This window comes from Stenotrophomonas sp. Sm6012, from assembly GCF_030985895.1.
In the GTDB taxonomy this organism is placed as follows: Bacteria; Pseudomonadota; Gammaproteobacteria; order Xanthomonadales; family Xanthomonadaceae; genus Stenotrophomonas; species Stenotrophomonas forensis.
The window spans coordinates 1-20,911 of the sequence record NZ_JAPTFX010000078.1; the positions used below are offsets into that span (position 1 = coordinate 1).

Genomic DNA, 20,911 nt, shown 5'->3' on the forward strand with positions numbered 1-20,911 from the left:
CCTCGTTGCCAGCCAGCGGCCGGCACTACCCTGGGGCGATCAACCGCAGCTGGCGCGCTCGATCCGGTTCTGCGCATCCACCTGCACCGTCACGCGGTCCTGGCGGAAGTCCATGGTCACCGCCATGCCCGGCTTGACCACCCTCGCGTTGCGCGCGCCGCTGTCGGTCACCAGCTTCTTGAGGGTGGCCTCGTCGGCGGTCTTGCCGGTGAAGGCCTCGAGCGCCTCCGGCCTGCATTCGTGCGTGGCGTCGGCCACTGGCGCTGGCGCGGCATCGTGGGTGGTGCTGCTGCCGGCGTGGCTGCAGGCGGCCAAAGGCAGGATGGCAAGCAGGGCAAGGGGGCTGAGGCGCATTGTCGGGCTCCAGGCGTGGATGGTGGCGCCAGTGTCGCCGCCCTCCCCGTCAGGGCATGTCAACGGGGTTTCACGCTACTGCCCGACCAATGCCAACGTCTCGCGCTCGCGCTGTTCCTCGCGCACCAGCCGCTGCAGCAGCAGGGCCAGGGTCACCACGTCCTGGTGGTTGTGGTCGGCCACCCGGCGCAGGTTGACTGCATCGCCACCGCGAAGGAAACGCAGCCATGCGCCCGGGGCTTCCGAGCCGGGCAGGTCGTCTTCGCGCACCACGCGCAGCAGCTGGCGTTCGATGGTGGACAGCTTGCAGTTCTCCCACGTGCCACGATAGCGGCGGCGCGTGGGGTAGAGCAGATCGACATGGTCCAGCGCGCTGATCGGGCAACGCTGGCGTGCCAACCGGTAGCGCGCCTTCAGCAACGGCGCGTCGTAGCTGCGGCCGTTGTAGCTGCAGAACACGGTGGACGGCTGCAGCCAGCTGGCGAAGGTGGCCAGCATCGCGTCCTCGGCGGCCATCGTCGCCATCAGCAGCTGGCGGATGCGCAGGCCTTCGCCGCGTTGCGGGCACACATGCCAGTCGGCGGCCCCGATCATGAAGGCGCGGGTGCCGGTGCCGCCGGCCAGGCCGGTGGTTTCGGTATCGAAGAACAGCAGGTCACGCGGGGATACGTGTTCGCCTTCGCGGCGGGCGAAATCCAGCGACAGCGGCTGTGCCGGAATCGGCTGCGGCTGCAGCGACTCGATCAGGAACAGGCCCGGCGCGATTTCCTCTCCGGGCAGCTGGCGATCCTGCGTACTGGCTCGCGCCGGTGCGGAACCGCTGCGTGTGCGCAGGCCGAGCAGGCGATGCAGGCTGCCCACCTCGGGCCGACGCAGCGGTGCGGGGGGCGCAACCGGCGCCGCCGCGCCGGTCGGCTTGTGGCGGATCTCCTGTTCGACCCAGGCGAACACCGAGCGCTCGGCCGGCGGCTGCCGTGCATCGTTGGCGGCCACCGGGGCCGGCGCCGTGGGCGGTGGCCCGGGCACGGCCGGCGTGTTCGCCTTCGGGTCGCCGGCCTGCTTCCGCAGCAGGCGCAGCTTGTCCAGGCTCAGGCTCACGGGGCCAGCAGCGCCATCGGGTCGCGGGCGGTCACCACCACGTCGGGTACGTGCTGGCAGGCTTCGCCGTCGAACAGGTCGAGCACGCGCAGTGCCAGCGCACGCGGTGAAGTCTCATCCTCTTCCTGCGCGGCCAGCACCGGGCCGACGCAGGCCGGGCAGCCGGCCTTGCAGTCGCAGCGCTGCACCAGTTCGCGCGCGCGCTGCACCAGCTCGGCCTGGCGCTGCCACAGCGGCTCGCTGAGGCCAACGCCACCGGGGAAGTTGTCGTACAGGTAAACAGTGGGCACGAACTCCTGCAGCAGCTCGACAACGCCAGGGTCGCCCTCGCTGCCGCGCAGCTGGCCACGGCCGCTCTGGTCGGCAATCGCGAACCAGGAACCATCGCCGTTGCCGACCGACTTCTGCAGGTCGCGCGCATCGGCCATCACCGCCACCGTGGCGACGATGTGCAGCGCGTAGGCCGCGCCGAGGAAGCCGTCCAGCGCATCCTGCTTGCTGGCGAACGCGCGCAGCAGCAGCGCCTGCGGCAGCTGCCACCACACCGCGGTGGTATGCAGTTCCTGGTCGGGCAGGTTCACCGGGCCGTAGCCGATGTTCTCGTGCGTGTAGTAGCGGATCTTCTTGTAGCCGGCCACGCGGCGCACTACGTGCACTTCCCCGTGATGCGAATCGCCACGGCCGGCCACGCCGCCGTCGAAGCGGTCCAGCACCTTGAGCCTGGTGAAGTCGATGCTGTCGGTGTAGTAGTCCACGTGGGTGCGGGTGACGTAGGCCTTGCGTCCCTCCCAGTCGAGCGTCTCCACCTGGTACGGGGTGGACTGCACCATGTGGATGGCGCCCTCGTACAGGGTGAGCGCGGCGGCGGAATAGTCGACCTCGGCGATGATCTGCTGGCGGCCATCGCTGCGGTCGACCACCACGAAGTTGCCATCGGCCACCGCACGCAGGCTGACCGCGTTGGCCGGATAGCTGTCGGCGATCCATTCCCAGCGCTCGCCTTCGCGGTGGATCACCTCGGTCTCGGCCAGCGCTTCCAGGAACACTTCCGGATCGATCGGGCCGAAGCCATCGCCGACCCGGAACGGCAGCTCGAACGCCGCGCAGCGGATGTGGTCGAACAGGATCAGCGGCTGGTCCGGTGCGATGCGCGCGTGTTCGGGCGAGGCCTCGGCGAAGAAGTCCGGATGGCGCACCACGTACTGGTCCAGCGGCTGCGAGCTGGCCACCATCACTCCCAGGGCGGGCTGCTGGCGACGGCCGGCGCGGCCGAAGCGCTGCCAGGTGGCCGCCACGCTGCCGGGGTAGCCGTTGAGGATCACCACGTCCAGGCTGCCGATATCCACGCCCAGCTCCAGCGCCGAGGTGCTGACGATGCCGTCGATGTTGCCGGCGCGCATCGCGCGCTCGGTCTCGCGGCGCTCGGTGGGCAAGTAGCCACCGCGGTAGGCACGGATGCGCGGCGGCTTGCGCGGGTCGTGGTCGAAGATGTCCTTCAGGTACTTGGTCAGCACCTCGACCATCAGCCGCGTCTGCGCGAACACCAGGGTCTTCAGCCCGGACTTGATCGCGATGCGCGCGATGCGGTTGCTCTGCGAACGCGCCGAGGCACGCAGGCCCAGGTCCGGGTTGATCACCGGTGGGTTCCACAGCAGCACCTGCTTCGGCCCGCTGGGCGCGCCGGACTCGGTGATGGCGGTGACCGCCGCCTCGATGAGTGCCTCGGCATGCGCCTGCGGATTGCCGATGGTGGCCGAGCACAGGATGAACTGCGGTTGCACGCCGTAGAACGCGCAGATGCGCTTGAGCCGGCGCAGCACGTTGGTGACGTGGCTGCCGAACACGCCACGGTAGGTATGCACTTCGTCGATGACGATGTAACGCAGGTTCTCGAAGAACTGCGCCCACTTGGTGTGATGCGGCAGGATCGCCTGGTGCAGCATGTCCGGATTGGAGACCACGATGTCGCCGTGCAGGCGGATCGCCTGCCGCGCATCGCCGGGGGTGTCGCCGTCGAAGGTGAAGGCTTTCACCCCCAGATCGCCGGCGCGGTTGAGCTCCAGCAGCTCGGCCACCTGGTCCTGGGCCAGCGCCTTGGTCGGGAACAGATAAAGCGCCTTGGCCTTGTCCTGCATCGCCGCGCTGACCACCGGCAGGGTGTAGCACAGCGACTTGCCGCTGGCGGTGGGAGTAACGATGGCCACATGCTCGCCGCGCTGGCTGGCCTCCCAGGCCTCGGCCTGGTGGCTGTACAGCTGCTCGATGCCGCGTGCCTTCAGCGCCGCGGCCAGGGCGGGCGGTACCGCATCGGGAATAGGCGCGTAGCGGCCTTCGCGGCCGGGAATGGCGAAGCTGCCGGTGATGCGGTCCTGGTAGCGGCGCTGCAGGCGCGCACTGAGCAGGGCACCGTCGCGGGCGGGCAGGCCGTCGCGGGTAGCGAGCTTCTGCTCGGCGTCGGCGGTGCGCTTGGCGAGTTCGTAGGCCATGGAAAGTGGAGCCGGGACGGATTGCGAGGGGTCACATGGCACCACATTCACGTCTCAGGATGTGAGACATCGCGCGCGAAGGGCGTGAACCGTTCAGTACCAAGGCTCGGGGCGTTGCGCGATGTCCGCGTCAAGCGCATGGCGGCGGCGCAGGAACTGCACGACGCAGAGCACAACGCGTACCGCCTGCCAGACCAACGCCAGTACTGCCAGCAACTGCCAGCCATGGGCAACCGCCCAGCCCGGGTCCAGCCGCTGCGGCAGCGGCGTTCCGGTGGCGCCCAACACCAGCACGCACAGCAGCAGGCCCAGCCAGGCCAGATGCCAGAATCCGCCCGTGGGCGGATAGCGCCGCCTGTCGCTGGCCAGGCACGACGCCGTACCCGCACCCAGCACCCCGCCATCACAGGCACGCACCTCCAGCAACATCGAGCGCCCACTGGAGAATCCTGCGACGTGCTCCCATTCCTCCGGAAGCTGCACGCGCCGGTCATTGCCCAGCAGCCACACCCGGGATGTCTGGGCAGTACGCTGGAAAGCGCGCAGGCGCCCGCGGACCTGCAGCACGCGCTGCGCCGTCGCAGGGCTGTCGCGGCGAGGCAGGCCCAGCCAGACCGCAAGACCGGCGATGACGAGCAGCGGCATGGCGAGCAGGCCGGGGACGCCGGTGGCGGCCCATAGCGCCAGTGCGGCAATCACCAGCGGGGAAGGGCGCAGGCCAGGACCACGTCGCAGCGCGACTTCTTCCGGCGTCTCCCTGCGCTCGCCACAGACGCGGCTGGTGGCGGCATCCGGTCGCGCAGCAGCGAGGGTGAAGCCATTGAGACGCACCACGACGGCCTCGCGTTCGCCCAGCACCACCTCGGCTTCATTGTCTTCCGAGAGGTAAGGCCATGCCTGTCTTGGCACCAGCACGGGAATGCCACCCCGCAGGCCGTCGCCGACCGGAAAGATGTTCCAGCGCGCGCCGGCAGTGAATACCCCGCGCAGCCGCTTTACCTGGTCGTCATGGCCACGGCCGGTCCGCGCGCGCACCGTTGCCAGTGCCGCATGCTCGTCGGCGCGCAACGTCCGCAGCGTGCTGCTCCGGCGCAGCGCGGCCACACCCGTACGGGCACGTGCCGTCCATTCGGCAATGGCCGCCACGACCATCGCCAGCAGGATTGCCACGCCAACCAGCACTGCCGCACGCGACATCAGCAGGCGACCGGCTGCTGGAGTGAGACGGTGAAGGGAGCTGACATGGGGGTTGCCGTAGCGGGAACAGCACAGGATGCAGGCCCGGCCCCGCGGGGGGAATGAAGTTTGTTGCAAACTTTGGCGGTCCTGGCCGCGCATCGGCCAGGCGTGACCCACCCTGAATGCCCCGGCTGATGCCAACGAAATCTGAAGCCCGCATCCGTATCCTTGTTCACAGGACGCAACCAACAGGGTGGATGGCGGTGGCAGGACGTGGATCGCAGGGCGCACTGCTGGCTGGCCTGTTGCTGGTTGGGTTTGCGCGCGCGCACGCGCAGCAGGCCGTGCAGGTGCCCGATCCCGCGCCCGCTGCCCCCGCAGATGCTGCGGCGGCAACCACCGCGCCGGTGTCCACCACCCCGCCGCAGGACAACGTCACCACCCTCGGCGAAGTGCGGGCGCTCAAGCCCGAAGACGACCAGCCGCTGGACCTGTACCGCTTCAAGAACCCGGTGAAGTTCGGTGACAACCGCTTCAGCCGCGACTGGAGCGAGCCGCCGTCGCCGGAACAGGTCAGCATGAGCGGCGGCTACATCATGATGGGCGTGGTCAAGGGGGTCATGGCGGCCGCCAAGGGCGTGAACAAGCTCACGGGTGGACCTTCGCAGATCCAGGCCGCCGTGGCGCGGCCACCGCCGGAACTCAGTGCGGAGCAGCAGCGGCGCGCGCTGCTGTTCTCCCAGGAACAGAATGCTGGCGACGCGCCGCCGGTGAAGTAGCCGCGCCGCTCAGGCCGGTTGGCCCGGTGCCGGGCGTGACTGCAGGTCGGCGTCTAGCGCGCGTCGCCGGGCGCGGGCGCGCAGGATGCCCCGCGCCAGCAGGACCGCCTGCACCACGATCAGCGTCAGTGACAGCAGCAGCATCAGGCTGCTGGCCACTGCACGCTGGATGCGGTCATCGGAGGCGCCAGGTTCCACGCGCAGGCGCAGACCGCCTGCGTCCTGCCGGGTGGACAGCACGAGCCCCTGCAACGAGAACGGTACAGGGGTTGCGACCACCGCCCCTGCCTCCTGCCAGTGATCGAGCAGGGTGTCGGAACGCACCGGGTCCCGCGGTGCGTGTTGCGCTCCGTCACGTAGGTCATCGGGCGTTTCCAGCACCACGCCGCCGCGCTGCAGGCTGATCAACTGCGGTGTGAGCGCTGCTAATCGGGTGGCGATGGCGGCACCGGCATGCTCGCGGGCGATTCCACGCAGTGCGGCGAGGTCGCTGCCGGTCATGTACATACCGTCCTCGCCCTCCGTGGCCAGCCGGCGCATGTGCTGGGCCAGTTTCGGCCAGTCGTCCAGTGCAGTGTCCTGGCCGTCCACCTCCACCGATGCACCGAGCGCGCGAACGATGGACTGCTGCAACCCTGCGCAGTCGCGCAGGCCGACCGCGCAGGCGGCTTCGACCGTATCGATCATGCGGCCGAGCGCCGTCACTATCTGCTGCTCGCCGCGCGCGGCCATCAGCGCCTGCTGATAGGGATCGCTGATCTGCTGCATCATCAGCATGCGCAGCATTGTCGAATAGCCGTCCTTCTGCGCATCGACGAAACTGCCGCGATACAGTGACAGCAACGGGTCGGGCACCGCCAGCGCAGGCAGCACCACCGTCGTGGCGCCCCAGCGCATCCGCGCGCAATCCGGAAGCACCACCTCCGTGCCGGTGTCGGCCAGCCGGGTCAACGCGAGTTCGCATTGGCCTTCTCCACTGAGCCGCACGCGGTCACCGGGCTGCGGAGGATCCTGCAGCACGCTGTCGGCACGGCTGTCAGTCCGCGTCTGGGTGCCCTGCAGCCCATGCCAAGCCAGGCGGAGGTCGTCGCCGTCACCGGCCAGCAGTGCGGTCACCGCCCCCAGCAGCGCGATCACCAGGAGCAGCAGAGTGCCGCCCCAGCGGATCGGCGGGAAACGGCGCTGCTCATCCACCCGCGACCAGTGCGGGCCGATCGACAGGACGTCGCCGGTGTCCTGGGCGATGTCCAGCTGCACGCTCTGCTGCAGCGGAAGGCGCCCGCACTGCTGCCAGTGCACCGGGACCTGTACCTGCAGGCTGTCGCCGACGAAGAAGCGTTGCAGCCGCAGCGCGGCATTCATTGGATTGGGCATCTCCAGCCGATGCAGGACGCCCTCTACGCGACGGACCCGGCCAGGTCGGATCTTGCGCAGCGGCGGGCGGAGCTGGCACACGATACCGGCCAGGGCCGCCGCAATGGCCAGCAGCATGACCAGCGGCAGCGCATCGCCCAGGTCGGCGACGGTGGCCGTCAACAGCAGTGAAAGCGCGATGATCCAGAAGCCAGCGGGGAGCCATCCGAACGCGAGCCGCCGCCGCAGCTGCGCTTCCTCGAAGGTCTCGGCACGCTCTTCCAGTGTCGTGACCGGCTGGGCGGCCAGGGACGGGGGCGCGGGCAGTGGCGGGGCACCAGGCGGGAGCCCGTCGGTGCGGCCGTCGTGCAGGCTGCGGCTGCGTCCTTCGACAACGGAAAAATCATTGAGCCGCACCACGATGGCCTGACGCTCCGTCAGCACAACGTCGGCGTGGTTGTCCTCGGCCAGGAACAGGGGCGCATCGTAGGGCAGCAGCACGTCCACGCCACCGAGGGTGTCGTGGAGTGTTTCGACGCCGTTGGCGATGATGCCGTGGCGGCTGAAGCGGCCACGCAGGCGACGCACACCGGTTTCCCACACGAGGCCGTGAGCAACGCGGAGGGACTCCAGGGCCAGCGCTTCGTCGTCCTGCAGTTCACGGACGACCTGGGTGCGGCGCAGGGCGGCCAGCGCATTCTGGTTGTCCTTGCGCCGCGACTGGTAGTTCAGCCAAGCCACCAGCGCCACGAGCAGCAGGATGATCTTGACGATGATGAAGACGCTCATCGGCGCACCCCGCCCGAAGGCTGACGATACGCGATGGCAGGGGATGGGAATGGGAATGTGCGTGATGCACACGACATCGTGTCGATCATGGCTCCCTCCTGGAGCTGTCCGTCCGCGTGCCAGTCTGCCTCGGGTGGCCGGCACAGGGCAAACCCAGCGGTTCCGGCACTGCCCGATCCGGGCACGTCTGTTGATATGCGCAGAGGCGGACTATCGAGGTGCGGCTACCTGCCGTCGCCTGCCCTACGGTGCTGGTTGCGTCAATCGAGGGCCGTGCATGCGCCGCCGTTCCAGCCACCACAGCAGTGAGGCGCACAGCACGAAGGCCAGCCACCAGGGCCAGCGCGACCCCGGCACGGACTGCATCGCCGACGTGTTCATCGGCGTGCTGGAGGCCAGGGCCTGGGAGGTCGCATCGATCATCGCCTGCCGATGCAGTGCAGGTGCCTCCTTCGGATCGAACACATAGCGCCAGACGATGCTGTCGCCATGCTGCAGGCGCTGCCAGCCTGCGTCACGTGGCCACCAGCCGGCGCAGCGCAGGGTCGAGGTCGCGCCATCGACGACCAGCGGTACTCCGTCGCCACCTTCGTTGAAGACCTGCAGCGGCGCCTGCACACCACACAGCGCCTGCCGTTCGCCCGCCCAGCTGATCGGCTGCGGCGACCACAGCGCATCACTGCTGCCCTGTGCCCGCGCCAGTGTGGCAACCACGCCGCTCCACAGTTCGCCGTGGCGGTCATCGCGGCCGGCCAGCACCCAGCGCCAGCTGTCAGTCAGTGGCAGCAGGCCGACGCGGCCCTTGCCGGTGGCGCGCCAGCCACCGATGGGCTTGCCGTCATGATCCTGCAGCAGGACACTGCCGCCTGGCACCTGCAGCGCCAGCGCTTCCAGTGCAGGCAATGGCGCACTGTGCGAGCTGCGGTCGGCCTCCTCACCGTAGCCGGTCGGCAGCGTGCCAGCGGCAAGCGGACCTCGTCGCGCGGCCAGCAGGGCGGCTTCGCCGTCACCTGGAAGGATGAGGGTGTGGTTGCTGCCATCGCCCTGCACTGGCAGGCCCAGATCGCGGAGGCGCTGGCGCGCGCTGGGCGAAGGTGCGCCCGCACTGCGTACCAGCACGCCCAGTCCATCGCGCAGCGCCTGCTGCACGGCGGCGAACTGAGCGGTGCTCAACGCCGTCAGGCTGCGCTCGTCCAGCAGCAGCAGGTCGCTGCGCGCCAGCGACGCGGCATCCAGCGGTACGGCGCCATCGCCGACGCTGAGGCCTGCCCCGGTATCGGCCTGTGCCTGCACGCGTAGACCCGCGTCCGTGGCCCAGCGGCGCAGGTACTTCAGTTCCGGTCCGGGCGCGCTGGCACGGACCAGCAGCCGCACGGGCGACGCCGGCACGGTCTGTTGTGGTACCGGCACGCTGTCCACCACATGGCCTTCAGCGTCGAGCAGGCGCAGCTGGAACACGCTGCGGCCTTCGGCACGCGCGACGCCGCTGAGCTGCACGCGTCCGCCGTCGGCAACATCGGTGCGATCGACCACGCTGTCGGCCGGGTCGAGCAGTTCCGCACTTGCGTGCGCCACGCCGTTCGCCTGAGCGCGCACCTCGAAACGCGCGCCCGGCGCGACGTCGGCCGGTGGCTGCAGTGCGATCCAGCCACGCGGCGCGGGGACCTGCTGCCAGCGCACGTCGCCAGGCAACAGCGCGTCGCGGTCACGCGCGACCAGGCCGGCACCGACCAGGCTGAGCGTGGCGGCCGGATGCTGGCGCAGCGCGGTCGCCAGGTCCGGCACGCGCTGCGCACCGGGCACATCGGAGGCTTCCGGCAACAGCAGCAGCGGGCCTGCGCTGGCAGGGAGTACGCCAGCCCTGTCGGCATCGATTCCGAGCACGACCAGGCCGGCGGCGGGTTGCTGGCGGGTGGGCGGCACCAGGCAGAAATACAGCAGCGTGGCGGCGATGACCTGCAGTGCTATCACGATCCACCGGCGGCCAGGGCGCGCGGTATCTCCACGCAGCTGGCGCACGCTGCCGATGACCACGATCAGGCCGAGTGCCAGCGCAATCCACAGATTCACAGCGGAGGCGTTCATGGCTGCGCCTCCAGCGCGTCGAGGTAGCGCTGGCCCATCGCATCGGCGGCACTGCGCCGCATTGCCTGCGGCAGCGGACGCTGCAGCGCCCGCCACAGCTGCGCGCGCAGGCGCTGGCGACAGTCGCCGCAGTCGGGCTCGATGCGCAGCTGCTCGATGGCCGCAGCCAGATCCAATGCATCGGGCAGGTAGGCCGCGTTGCGCTGCTGCCAGGCCGCAAGCGCATCCAGATCCGGTGCGCCGTTGTCATCACCGAGGCGCTGCCAGGCCTCAACGATGGCCGGATCGGGTGGGGGCCGCGCGGCCAACGGCAGTTCCCGACTGGCCAATCCAGCCCGATCACCGCCGAGACGGCGGCCTTCATCGATCGGTGGCAGTTCCGGTCCGACCCGGGCCAGGTAGATACGCTCGGCCTGCTGCACCTGCTTGATGAAACCCAGTGCCTTGTAGGCGAAGGGCAATGCCTGCTCCGGTCGGCCCTGGCGCAGCTCGCCTTCGGCCGACCACATCTGGTCCAGCGCGGCCTTCAGCGTGGCACGGGTCTGTGGGTCGAGCAGTGTGGCCGCTTCGGCATGGTCGTGGGTATGCCCGTACTCGGAGAGCACGTCGGTGGCGCTGCCGAACACCGGTGGCGTATCGGCGTTGGCGGACTTGCCACCGTGATCATGGCCATGCCCGCCGTGCGTTTCGGCATCGGCAGCATGGTCGTGATCGTGATCGTGATCATCGTCGTGGTCGCCGGCGGCCGGCGTATCGCTGGTGGGCAGGTCGCTGGTCGGCGGCGGCTTCGGCGCACCCTCGCTTTCCTCGCCCAGGAACTGGCCGTAGCGCAGGCGCAGGATGCGCTGGTCGACACCGATCGCATCACTGCGTTTCACGAAGTCATCCGCGGCCAGGCCACGACGCTGCCGGATCAACGCTTCGGCGTCGATGATGATCTGCCGCTGGCTGCGGAAATAGGCTGGCAGGGTTTTCTTGATGCGGCCTTCCAGTTCGGCACCGAGTGCCACCTCGGCGCTGGGCAGGCGCAGGATCACGCTGCTGCTGCGGCCGGTCTGCGCCGTCGGCGCGTGGTTGTCACGCACCTCCAGCTGCGCGATCACATCGTTGCCGGGTTGCGCACCCAGCGCGGCAAGGTCGAGCGTATGCGCGAAACGGCGCGCCGTGGGTTCGCCGCTGCCGGTGAGGCCGACGCTGCGCTTCACGAAGGTGATGTTCTCGCCACTGCCCTGGGTGGTGGTGATCGACAGCGTCGCCTGCGCCGCGACACCGTAGTCGTCGCTGGCCTCGAAGCGCAGCGCCCACTGGCGCTGTCCGGGCGTGCCCAGCACCAGGCTGGTGGCCGGTTCCAGCACGCGCACGCTGGGGGCACGGTCGGCGACCACGTCCAGCCGATGCAGGCGGGTCTCTGCCATCGCCGGTTCGCTCACCACGCGGTACAGCACCGGCGTGCGTGCCACATCCTGCGCCTGCCACTGGCCATCGTGTTCGCTCAGCGGCAACCGGTGACCATCGTGGAACTGCAGCCATGCCTTGTCCGGTGCGCGGTCGAAGCGCAGCGACCAGGACAGCCGGCTGTCGGCGGCGACCTTGGCGTCCAAGGCATTCTGGGTAAGCGTGGCCTGGCCGGTATAGGCCGGCGCGTCGATGCGCAGGCGGGTGGACTGCAGGTGCAGTGGGCCCGCGGCAGCCATGCTGCCAGGTGCCGCCGTACGGGCTGGCGCGGAGCCGGGGCTGGAACGTGGCCAGCCGACTGCCAGTGCAACGATGGCCAAGCCTGCGATCCAGCACAGCGCCAGTGTCCCACGCGGCCAGCGTGGACGCAGCTCCGGCATCGCACGTTCCAGCGTGGCCAGCACATGCGCACGCTGGCGCTGCTGCAGCGGATTGAGCGTGGCGGCATCGGCGAACAGCAGGTCGGCACTGTCCTCGCTGGCACCGCTGCCATCGAGCTGGCGCTGCAGCCAGTGCCGGTCCAGCTGGCGGGTACGTGCCGTGGCGAAGGTCGCGCAGGCGAGCAGACTGACCGTGCCAACCACGCAGGCGACATCGAAACCCGCCAGGCGCAGCGCCAGTACCGTGGCGGCCAGCGCCCACGGCAGGCCCTGCAGCAGGGTGATGAGCGCCCGGCGGCGGCGCGCGCGTTGCCAGGCGTGCTGCAGGGTGTTCATGCGGCCACCCTGCGTCGGGCACTGCTGGCCATCCAGCGTTCCAGCGCGAACAGCAGCACGATGGCCAGCAACAGCCAAGGCGTTGGCTCACGCGGCGGTGGTGTTACAGCAGGCAATGCGGCCCGGTGCGGCGCCTGGTCACGTGCATCGCCCAGACGCGGAGCCATGGGCGGCTGCAGCGCCAGCAGCAGGGCACGCGGCAATTGCGGATCGCGCAGCGCAGCGTTGCTGGCGGCATTCCAGTCGCCGGGCAACGACAGCAGTTGGCCTTGGCCGATGCGTTGCTGCCATAGCAGCGGTACGCCCTCGGCGTCGCGCAACAGGATGCGGGCGCTGGCAGCAGGCTTGCCGGCACGCATGACAAGACCGCCGTCGCGCAGCCACGCCTGCCAGTTCGCCGGCAGTGCATCGTTGCGGCTCCACACGCCAATCTCGCCGTGTTCGGGCACAGCATCCTCCGCCAAGGGCGAGGGCAGTGCCTGCACGCCCCACGCGCGCTGCAGTGCGTTCAACCAGTGCTGGGCAGTGGCGGATGCCTCGCCGTGCACGCGTAGTCGAGGCAGTGCCACTGCCGTCTGCGGCGATGTGAGCGGCATCGCCTGCGTGTGCCATTGCACGTCGCGCGACAGCTGCAGGCGGGCGCCATCCAGGCCGGGCAGCGGGTCGGGAACATGTACGGTCAGTGCTGTGTCAGTGGGTAGCTGTGCGTCCAGTTCACGCAACAGGCTGGGCAGCGATGCGCTGGATACCGGTGGCGCGTGATCGATGGCGGGGAAGCCGGGTGCCAGCCAGTGCCAGTTGCCCTGTTCAGCGGTGCCGCGCAGTGCGGTCGCGTCCAACCCCGGTGCCACTACCGTCCATGCCGTGGGGAGCGGCGCAGGGCCGATCAACGCCGGCCGCGCCAGCAACAGCGCCAACGCGGCCAGCAACAGCAGGCGCACCAGCAGCAGCGGCCAGTCATCGAAACGGATGCGCTGGCGCGGCCGGATCTGTGCGCGCAACCAGCGCAGCGCGGCGAAATCCAGAGGGGTATACGGATGGCGCCGGGCCAGGTGGATCAGCAGCGGCAGCAGCCAGGCGGCCAGCGCGGCCAGGCCCAGCGGGAACAACAGGTTCATGCGCCGCTCCCACGGCCGAACAGCGCCTGCAGCGGTTGGTCCAGCGGCTGGTCGAGCCAGCCGGTCGCATGCGCGATGCCGCCGGCCTGCAGCCGCGCCTGCAAGGCGGTGTGTGCAGCGGCAAAGCGCTGCAGGTAGTCGGCGCGGATCGCCGCACCATCGCCCAGCAGTTCTTCGCCGGTCTCGGGATCGCGGAAACGATGGCCGGCATCAAACGGGAAATCCCGCTCGTCGGCCGTCAGGATCTGCAGCAGCCCCACCTCGCGGCGCGCGCTGGCCAGCTGTTCCAGCAGGACGATGCCTGCCTCGTCGAAGCCATCGCCGATTGCCAGCAGCAGGTCGCCCGGGCGCACGCGTTCCCACAGGGGACGCAGTCGCTCGGCGGCGGGCCAGCTGCCGCGCGCCTGCAGCGCATGCAGTTGCAGATGCACCCGGTCGCGCTGGCGTGCACCGCTGGCGGTGGGCACCAGTTGAAGCCCGTCGCCATTGATCGCCAGCAGGCCGAAACGGTCGCCCTGCTGCAGGGCCAGCTCCACCACGCAGGCGGCCACGCCGCGCATGTGGTCCAGGCGCGTGCGCTGTGGTGCCGCGCGATCAGCTTGGCCGGCCGAGGCGGTGGCGTCGAGCAGCAGCCAGACCGTGATCGGGCTCTCGCGTTCGGATTCGCGCACGAAGAAGCGGTCCGAGCGTGCGTACAGCTTCCAGTCGATCTGGCGCAGCTCGTCGCCTGGTTCGTAGGCCCGGTACTGGGCGAATTCGAGGCCGGCACCGCGGCTGCGGCTGGCATGCTGGCCGATACCGCTGGCACCACTGGCCAGGCGCGGCCGCAACCGCAGCATGCGCAGGCGCGCACGCAGTTCCGGTGGCAACGTCAGCGGCATGCCTGCACTCACGCCAGGATCAACCGGGGAACGGTACGGCCTGCAGAAGTGCGGCGACCACATCGTCGGCGCGCTTCTGCTCGGCCTCGGCGGCGAACGACAGCAGCAGTCGGTGGCGCATCACCGGTGCGGCCAGCGCCTGCACATCCTCGCGGGTGGCAGCGAAGCGGCCCTGCAGCAGTGCGCGTGCTTTCGCCGCCAGCACCAGTGACTGCCCGGCGCGCGGGCCGGCGCCCCACTTCACCCACTGGTTGATCGCCGCCGGCGCGCCGTCGCCGGGGCGGCTGGCGCGCACCAGGCGGGTGATCCAGGCCAGCACGTCGGGGCTGACATGCACCTGGCGCACAGCGGCCTGCAAAGCGATCACCGCCTCGGCGTCCATCACCTTCGGTACTGCGTCGGTGGCGCCGCCGGTGGTCTGCTCCAGGATCTGGCGTTCCTCGTCCTCGCTGGGGTAATCCACCAGCACGTGCAGCAGGAAGCGGTCCAGCTGCGCTTCCGGCAGCGGGTAGGTACCGGCCTGCTCGATCGGGTTCTGCGTGGCCAGCACGAAAAACGGCGCAGGCAATGCGTAGGTGGTGCCGGCGTAGCTGACCGTGCGTTCCTGCATCGCCTCCAGCAGCGCGGCCTGCGTCTTGGGCGGGGTGCGGTTGAGTTCGTCGGCCAGCAGCAGGTTCGTGAAGATCGGGCCCTGCTGGAAGCGGAAATGGCGATGGCCGGTGCCGTGGTCTTCTTCCAGCAGCTCGGTGCCGAGAATGTCGCTGGGCATCAGGTCGGGCGTGAACTGCACGCGCCGGAACTGCAGTTCCAGGGCCTGCCCGAGCGAGCGCACCAGCAGGGTCTTGCCGAGCCCGGGCGCACCTTCCAGCAGGCAATGGCCGCCGGCCAGCAGGCCGATCAACAGCTGTTCGACCACGCTGTGCTGGCCGACCACGGCACGGGCCAGGGCGCCGCGCAGCGCATCCAGGCGCGGCAGCAGGGAATCGAGGTCGAGGGTGGTCATGGGCGTGCAGGTCCTGTCAGTTGTTCAGCGCGTACATCACGATGTTGACGCCGAAGCGGGTGTTGTCTTCGGCCAGGAAACGCTTGTTGCGCCAGTCGTAGTCCCACTCGCAGCCGTAGTCCTTGTTGCTGTAGAGCAGGCCCAGGCGGCCATCGACCTCGATGCCCTTCAGGTAGTCGTGCACCAGGTCGTCGCCCCAGCCGTTGAGCTCGAAGCCGGTGGCGGGCGGGCCGTCCGGGAAGCGGAAGAAGCTGCGATACAGCGCATGGGTGTTGGGCAGCTTCTGCAGGGCTTTCGGCCCGAACAGGCGGCCCATCTGCGCCTCGAACGAGGTGGCGAACAGGCCATCGATGTCGTGGTTGCAGTCGTCGACGAAGACGAAGCCGCCATTGCGCACGTAACGCACGAAGTTCTGCCGCTCGGCGGCGTTGAACTCCACCAGCGTGTGCCCGGCCAGATAGCAGAACGGTGCTTCCAGCATGCGCGGGTCGGCCAGTGCCACCACGTGCTCCTGCGGGTCCACGCGCAGCGAGGTGTAGTCGATCAGCGAGGTGATCAGGTTGGACGGCATGCGCGCGTCCACGTCCCAGTCACCGGAGTCGTACTGCAGGCGGGTGAACCAGAAGTCGTAGCGCGAACTGCGCGGGCCTGCCTGTGCCCAGGCCGGCAGCGCCGCCGCCGAAGCGGCAGCGGCCAACCAGCGCAGGCAGGCCCGGCGATCCATCAGACCGCGTCGGACAGCGAGGTGAAGGTGAAATCGCGCAGCTTCATCGGCGGGATCATCATCACGTAGCTGGATTCATCACCGGCCACGCGCACCGGCTTGCCCAGCTCTTCGATGTTGTTGAGCATGATCACCGGCGACTCGTTGAAGCGGAAGTTCTTCACCGGGTGCTTGATCTGTCCGTTCTCGATGTAGAAGGTGCCGTCGCGGGTCAGGCCGGTCAGCAGCACGGTCTGCGGATCGACCATGCGGATGTACCAGGTGCGGGTGACCAGGATGCCCTTCTGGGTGCCACGCACCAGTTCGGCGGTGCTCTTGTCGCCACCGCTCATCAGCAGGTTGCCCGGGGTGGCCTTGGCGGTCTTGCCCTGCTTCTGGGCCCAGAAGCGCGAGTAGTCCAGGTTGGCGATCTTTCCGTTCTCGATGATCGCCATGCGCTCGCGCGGCATGCCTTCGCCGTCCCACGGCAGCACCGGTGCTTCGGCATGCCAGGGGTCGGCATACATGCTTACGCGCGGGTCGTAGACCTGCTCGCCCAGCTTGTTGCCACCGCCCTTCTTCGACAGGAAGCTGCGGCCTTCATCGGCCGAGCGGGCACTGAAGAAGTTCATCATGAAGCTGATCAGGCCCGCGGCCGCCGCTGGTTCCAGGATCACCGTGTACTTGCCCGGCTCCAGCGCCTTGGCTTCGGCCGATTCGGTGGCCTTGCGCATGGCGATGCGGATGTCCTGGTCGGCCTTGAAGTCCGCCGCGTCCTTCAGGTTGCGGCCGACCCAGCCCGAACCGCGGCCATCTTCGGTGCGCACCGTGCAGGTGTAATCGAAGTTGGTGGTGCGCTGGTAGGCGAAATTGCCGTTGCTGTTGGCGGTAGCCTGGAAGCCCTGGCCGTCCTCGAGGAAGCCGGCGGCAATCAGGCCATGCCCACGGCACGGCGCGATCGAATCGGCGGCAACCTTGGCACGGAACGCCGGATCAATCGCCGCAGTGGATTCGCTGAAGGTCGGGCTGGCGCGGTAGCTCTGCTTGCCGATGGCCGGCATGAACTCCGGGTTTTCCGGGGCCAAGCGCGCCAGATCCTCGGCACGACGCACCACGCGTTCCAGCGCGGCGTCGTCGAACTCGTTGATCGAGGCGGTGCCGACGCGCTTGCCGAAGGCAACGGTGACCGCCAGCTCGGTGTTGTCGACGATGCCGCTGGTGGACACGTTGTTCAGCGCGAAACGGATGTTGCCACTGATTGCACCGGCCAGCACGGCGGTGCACTCATCGGCCTTGGACAGGGCGATGACCTTGTCGAGGATGGCCTTGGCCTGGGCTTCGGTGAAGATACTCATGGTGTAAGGGCTCCTGACCGGTCAGCCGAGGCTGCGTGCGGTGTTGATGACGTTGATGCCGTTGAAGCGCGCGGTCGACGAACCGTGCGAGACCGCCGAAACCTGGCCCGGCTGGCCCTTGCCGTCGAAGAACGAACCGCCCAGGCGGTAGTCGCGCTCGTCGGCCACGGCGGTGCAGGCGTTCCAGAATTCCGGCGTGCGGATCTGGTAGGCCACGTCCTCCAGCATGCGGGTGATCTGGCCGTTCTTGATCTCGTAGAACAGCTGGCCGCCGAACTGCGCGTTGTAGCGCTGCTGGTCGATCGAGAACGAACCATCACCGATGATGTAGATGCCGTTCTCCACGTCCTTGATCAGGTCCGGCACGCTCAGCGGCTGCTTGCCCGGTGCCATCGACACGTTGGCCATGCGCTGGAACTGCACGCTGGACCACGAGTCGGCATAGCAGCAGCCGTCGGACTCGGTCTTGCCGAGGATGTGGGCCTGGTCGCGGATGGTCTGGTAGTCCACCAGCTTGCCGTTGCTGATCAGGTCCCAGCGCTTGCACTTCACGCCTTCATCGTCGTACGCCACCGCGCCGAGGCTGCCTGGCTGGGTCTTGTCGGCGAAGATGTTGACGTGCTCGCTGCCGTACTGGAAGTGCTGTTCGCGCTTGTCCAGGGTGGCGAAGCTGGTGCCGGCATAGTTGGCTTCGTAGCCGAGCACGCGGTCCAGTTCCAGCGGGTGGCCGATCGACTCGTGGATGGTCAGCCAGGTGTGCGACGGGTCGAGCACCAGGTCGTACTTGCCCGGCTTCACCGACGGTGCCTTCAGCTTCTCCTGCGCCTGCCTGGCCGCCGCGATGGCGTCCTCCTTCATGTCGTAGGAGGTGCTGTAGTTGACCACGCCGTTCGGGCTGACCACCTTGCCGGCGGTGGCGCCATCGAGGTACTCGTAGCCCAGGCCCATCGGCGAGGACAGGCCCTCGCGGGTTCGGAACTTGCCGCTGGCCTTGTCGATGGCAGTGACCGTCATCGGTGCCCAGATGCGGTGCACGTCCTGGTCGATGTAGGAACCATCGGTGGAGGCGAAGTACTTCTGCTCGTTGACCAGGAACAGCATCGAATTGACGAAGCTGGCACCGGCGCCCATCGCGGCGGCGTTGACATCCAGCAGCAGGCCGACCTTGTCCTTGATCGGCACTTCCATCGCATTCTTGCGGATCGGCGTGCGCCAGCTCACCTCGCCCACGCCCGGTGCCTTGGCCAGCTGTACCGGCGCGGTCTGCACGCCGGCGTTGGCCTTGGCGATGGCCGCGGCCTGCTGCGCGGCCCTGGCCACGTCGGCGGTGCCCAGCGCATTGGTGGCGGCGAAGCCCCAGGCACCGTTGACGATCACGCGGATGCCCACGCCGGTGGACTCGGTGTTCACCACGTTCTGCACCTTGTCCTCGCGGGTGATCACGAACTGCCGCAGGTAGCGGCCGATGCGCACGTCGCAGTAGGTGGCACCAGCCTGGCGGGCGGCGGCCAGCGCCGCATCGGCCAGGCGCTTCTTCAGCCCCAGGTCCAGCGTGCTCTGCAGTTGCTCGGCGGCGATCACCTTGCCGAAGAAGGAGGGCACGATCAGCCCGCCCGCGGTAAGCCCGGTCAGGGCCAGGAAGTCACGTCTTTGCAAGGCTGCTCTCCATGTCGAAGGATGGGTGGCTCAAGCGCCGAGACTGCGCGCGGTATTGATGATGTTGATGCCGTTGAAGCGGGTGGTGGACGAGCCGTGCGAAACCGCCGAGACCTGGCCGGGTTGGCCCTTGCCGTCGAAGAACGAACCGCCGAGGCGGAAATCGCGCTCATCGCAGATGGCGGTGCAGGCGTTCCAGAACTCCGGCGTGCGGATCTGGTAGGCCGCATCCTCGACCATGCCGGCGATCTTTCCATCCTTGATCTGGTAGTACAGCTGGCCGCCGAACTGCGCGTTGTAGCGCTGCTGGTCGATCGAATACGAACCGCGGCCGTGGATCCAGATGCCGTTCTCCACGTCCTTGATCATGTCCTCGACGCTGAGCGGCTGCTTGCCCGGCGCCAGCGAGACATTGGCCATGCGCTGGAACTGCACGCTGGCCCAGGAATCAGCATAGCTGCAGCCATGCGACGCATCGCGTTCGAGGATATGGGCTTCATCGCGGGTGGCCTGGTAATCGACCAGGATGCCGTCGCGCACCAGGTCCCAGCGCTGTGTCTTCACCCCTTCGTCGTCATAGCCGACCGCGCCGAGGCTGCCCGGTTGGGTCTTGTCGGCGAAGAAGGTGACGATGTCGCTGCCCCAGCGGAAGCCGGCATCGCGCTTGTCCAGCGTGGCGAAGCTGGTGCCGGCGTAGTTGGCTTCGTAGCCGAGCACGCGGTCCAGCTCCAGCGGGTGGCCGACGTTCTCGTGGATGGTCAGGAACAGGTTGGACGGGTCCAGTACCAGGTCGTACTTGCCGGGCTTCACCGACGGCGCCTTCAGCTTCTCGCGGGCATGGCGGGCAGCGGCGATGGCGTCCTCGACCGGGTCGTAGGAATCGCGGTAGGCGGTGATGCCACCGGGCAGCTGGACCTTGCCGCGCGCATCGCCATCGAGGAACTCGTAGCCCATGCCCATCGGCGAGGACAGGCCGGCGCGGGTGCGGAATTTGCCGCTGGCCTTGTCGATGGCGGTGGCGGTGAACGGCAGCCAGATGCGGTGGATGTCCTGGTCGATGAACGAGCCATCACTGGAGGCGAAGTACTTCTGTTCGTTGACCAGGAACAACGTGGAATTGATGTAGTCGGCGCCCGCATTCAGCGCGGCGGCATTGAGCGACAGCAGCAGCTCGACCTTGTCCTGGATCGGCACTTGCATGGCATTGCGGCGGATCGGCGTCTGCCAGCGCACCTCACCCACCGACGGCGTCGGTGCCAGCTGCACCGGACGGGTCTGTATGCTGGCGTTGGCACGGGCAATCGCGGTGGCCTGCTCGACCGCCGCGCGCACCGCCGCCTCCGTCTGCTGATGAGTGGCGGCAAAGCCCCAGGCGCCATTGACGATCACCCGCACGCCCACGCCGGACGACTCGCGGTTGGTCACATTGCCGACCTGGTGCTCGCGGGTGATGACCGACTGGTTGAGGTAACGGCCGATGCGGACGTCGCAGTAGCTGGCCTTGGCGCTGCGCGCGGTGGCCAGGGCGACCTCGGCCAGGCGCCGGCGCTGGGCGGTATCGACCGGGGCCAGCAGCTGCTCGGCAGCGATGGCTCGGGAATGCGGCAGCAGCAGGCCGGCCAGGCCCAGACCGGAAACAGCCAGGAACTCACGTCGTTGCACAGCGTTTCTCTCTCTCGCTTGCGTGCGGCCGGCAACAGGCCGAGCCGATCACGTCAACCCCTCGACTTTCGCCAGCGCAGCACGTCCGGGCAAGTGACTGCAGTCATGGTTGGGGAGGGTTTCGGCAGGGCTTGCAGCCCTGCACCCGCCGAATCAACGCCAACGTCAAAAGCTGGCGTTCCGAGGGGTGGCGGGGCGGTGTCGGAGTGCGGGGACGCCGCAAGTACGTCCGTGTAGGC

General features: G+C 68.7%; 15 protein-coding genes. 1 reads left to right on the forward strand and 14 read right to left on the reverse strand.

What is annotated here, in order from left to right; all coding sequences use genetic code 11:
- Positions 1-39: 39 nt before the first annotated feature.
- The 4 genes from O0J73_RS13850 to O0J73_RS13865 form a co-directional block, all read right to left on the reverse strand.
- Positions 40-354, reverse strand: a complete 315-nt coding sequence (locus O0J73_RS13850) for an I78 family peptidase inhibitor (protein ID WP_308308935.1) — start codon at positions 352-354, stop codon at positions 40-42.
- 75 nt (positions 355-429) lie between these two features.
- Positions 430-1,452: a ribonuclease H-like domain-containing protein gene (locus O0J73_RS13855; protein ID WP_308308936.1), complete on the reverse strand. Its 1,023-nt coding sequence runs from the start codon at positions 1,450-1,452 to the stop codon at positions 430-432.
- Entirely contained in the window at positions 1,449-3,938 is a 2,490-nt protein-coding gene (locus O0J73_RS13860) for a DEAD/DEAH box helicase (RefSeq protein ID WP_308308937.1), read from the reverse strand. Before O0J73_RS13860 ends, O0J73_RS13855 begins: the two co-directional genes overlap by 4 nt.
- Positions 3,939-4,031: 93 nt before the next feature.
- Complete coding sequence (locus O0J73_RS13865; protein WP_308308938.1) at positions 4,032-5,135, reverse strand: hypothetical protein; 1,104 nt, start codon at positions 5,133-5,135, stop codon at positions 4,032-4,034.
- Between the two features lie 239 nt (positions 5,136-5,374).
- On the opposite strand from O0J73_RS13865, the gene O0J73_RS13870 reads away from it, so the two are divergent.
- Complete coding sequence (locus O0J73_RS13870; RefSeq protein ID WP_308308939.1) at positions 5,375-5,896, forward strand: hypothetical protein; 522 nt, start codon at positions 5,375-5,377, stop codon at positions 5,894-5,896.
- Between the two features lie 9 nt (positions 5,897-5,905).
- On the opposite strand, the gene O0J73_RS13875 is transcribed toward O0J73_RS13870, so the two are convergent.
- From O0J73_RS13875 to O0J73_RS13920, 10 genes are all read right to left on the reverse strand, one after another.
- Positions 5,906-8,038, reverse strand: a complete 2,133-nt coding sequence (locus tag O0J73_RS13875) for an IgaA/UmoB family intracellular growth attenuator (protein WP_308308940.1) — start codon at positions 8,036-8,038, stop codon at positions 5,906-5,908.
- 243 nt (positions 8,039-8,281) lie between these two features.
- A complete protein-coding gene (locus O0J73_RS13880) occupies positions 8,282-10,123 on the reverse strand; it encodes a hypothetical protein (RefSeq protein ID WP_308308941.1) in 1,842 nt (613 codons plus the stop codon).
- Positions 10,120-12,294: a hypothetical protein gene (locus tag O0J73_RS13885; protein WP_308308942.1), complete on the reverse strand. Its 2,175-nt coding sequence runs from the start codon at positions 12,292-12,294 to the stop codon at positions 10,120-10,122. The genes O0J73_RS13880 and O0J73_RS13885 overlap by 4 nt, the downstream gene beginning before the upstream one ends.
- Positions 12,291-13,412 carry a BatA domain-containing protein gene (locus O0J73_RS13890; protein WP_308308943.1) on the reverse strand — a complete coding sequence of 374 codons (1,122 nt, stop codon included), beginning with the start codon at positions 13,410-13,412 and terminating at the stop codon, positions 12,291-12,293. Before O0J73_RS13890 ends, O0J73_RS13885 begins: the two co-directional genes overlap by 4 nt.
- A complete protein-coding gene (locus O0J73_RS13895) occupies positions 13,409-14,305 on the reverse strand; it encodes a DUF58 domain-containing protein (protein WP_308308944.1) in 897 nt (298 codons plus the stop codon). Before O0J73_RS13895 ends, O0J73_RS13890 begins: the two co-directional genes overlap by 4 nt.
- A 7-nt stretch (positions 14,306-14,312) precedes the next feature.
- A complete protein-coding gene (locus O0J73_RS13900; protein WP_004153501.1) occupies positions 14,313-15,296 on the reverse strand; it encodes a MoxR family ATPase in 984 nt (327 codons plus the stop codon).
- A 16-nt stretch (positions 15,297-15,312) separates the two neighbouring features.
- Positions 15,313-16,020: a DUF4159 domain-containing protein gene (locus O0J73_RS13905; RefSeq protein WP_197564653.1), complete on the reverse strand. Its 708-nt coding sequence runs from the start codon at positions 16,018-16,020 to the stop codon at positions 15,313-15,315.
- Complete coding sequence (locus O0J73_RS13910; RefSeq protein WP_004153507.1) at positions 16,020-17,354, reverse strand: TldD/PmbA family protein; 1,335 nt, start codon at positions 17,352-17,354, stop codon at positions 16,020-16,022. The genes O0J73_RS13905 and O0J73_RS13910 overlap by 1 nt, the downstream gene beginning before the upstream one ends.
- Before the next feature lie 21 nt (positions 17,355-17,375).
- On the reverse strand, positions 17,376-19,010 hold the full coding sequence (locus O0J73_RS13915) for a metallopeptidase TldD-related protein (protein ID WP_197564654.1): 1,635 nt from the start codon (positions 19,008-19,010) through the stop codon (positions 17,376-17,378).
- 30 nt (positions 19,011-19,040) lie between these two features.
- Positions 19,041-20,672: a TldD/PmbA family protein gene (locus O0J73_RS13920; protein ID WP_308308945.1), complete on the reverse strand. Its 1,632-nt coding sequence runs from the start codon at positions 20,670-20,672 to the stop codon at positions 19,041-19,043.
- Positions 20,673-20,911: the final 239 nt, after the last annotated feature.

Bases quoted from the DNA above. Each gene is read 5' to 3' on its own strand.
- O0J73_RS13850 (WP_308308935.1), bottom strand. From the start codon at position 354: ATGCGCCTCAGCCCCCTTGCCCTGCTTGCCATCCTGCCTTTGGCCGCC.
- O0J73_RS13860 (WP_308308937.1), bottom strand. From the start codon at position 3,938: ATGGCCTACGAACTCGCCAAGCGCACCGCCGACGCCGAGCAGAAGCTC.
- O0J73_RS13865 (WP_308308938.1), bottom strand. From the start codon at position 5,135: ATGTCGCGTGCGGCAGTGCTGGTTGGCGTGGCAATCCTGCTGGCGATG.
- O0J73_RS13870 (WP_308308939.1), top strand. From the start codon at position 5,375: ATGGCGGTGGCAGGACGTGGATCGCAGGGCGCACTGCTGGCTGGCCTG.
- O0J73_RS13875 (WP_308308940.1), bottom strand. From the start codon at position 8,038: ATGAGCGTCTTCATCATCGTCAAGATCATCCTGCTGCTCGTGGCGCTG.
- O0J73_RS13880 (WP_308308941.1), bottom strand. From the start codon at position 10,123: ATGAACGCCTCCGCTGTGAATCTGTGGATTGCGCTGGCACTCGGCCTG.
- O0J73_RS13885 (WP_308308942.1), bottom strand. From the start codon at position 12,294: ATGAACACCCTGCAGCACGCCTGGCAACGCGCGCGCCGCCGCCGGGCG.
- O0J73_RS13890 (WP_308308943.1), bottom strand. From the start codon at position 13,412: ATGAACCTGTTGTTCCCGCTGGGCCTGGCCGCGCTGGCCGCCTGGCTG.
- O0J73_RS13900 (WP_004153501.1), bottom strand. From the start codon at position 15,296: ATGACCACCCTCGACCTCGATTCCCTGCTGCCGCGCCTGGATGCGCTG.
- O0J73_RS13905 (WP_197564653.1), bottom strand. From the start codon at position 16,020: ATGGATCGCCGGGCCTGCCTGCGCTGGTTGGCCGCTGCCGCTTCGGCG.
- O0J73_RS13910 (WP_004153507.1), bottom strand. From the start codon at position 17,354: ATGAGTATCTTCACCGAAGCCCAGGCCAAGGCCATCCTCGACAAGGTC.